This is a genomic window from Nocardioides sp. P86 (assembly GCF_023712465.1).
Classification (GTDB): Bacteria; Actinomycetota; Actinomycetes; order Propionibacteriales; family Nocardioidaceae; genus Nocardioides; species Nocardioides kribbensis.
Genome location: NZ_JAMAYE010000048.1, coordinates 1 through 403 on the forward strand (window position 1 = coordinate 1; position 403 = coordinate 403).

At 23.1% G+C, this 403-nt stretch carries 1 protein-coding gene; it reads left to right on the forward strand.

Annotation, left to right across the window (positions count from 1 at the left end; translation table 11 throughout):
• Positions 1 to 53: 53 nt before the first annotated feature.
• On the forward strand, positions 54 to 403 hold a 350-nt coding region (locus M3673_RS18890), incomplete at its 3' end, for a hypothetical protein (protein WP_251535623.1).

Here is a 403-nt window from a genome sequence, read left to right on the forward strand (position 1 = left end):
TTTCTAACCTAAATAATTTAAAATATTTTAAATCTGATTATTTAAGATTTTATATGGAAGATGTTATAAAAGAAAAAAAATTTAAATCATGGGATGAAATTATTGATGCAATTGATATTAGTCAGTTAAAAGATTTTGATAGATTTTATTTGTTTGGTGGAATGTTGTCTTCTGTTAATAAACGTTTTTTAAAATCTTCTGAAAATTTCCCGTATTCATTTACGTGGAAATTTCAATCTCTTGCATCAAAATATATTTTTATCTGTGCAATTTTAAAAGCATCCAAAGAATACAATATACCAATCACCGAAATTATTTTCGACCCACAGGAAATGTCTTTGGATTTAGTTAATTCTGAAAAATTAAAAATTGATAAAAATCTTCACGATTTAAAGTTTAATAT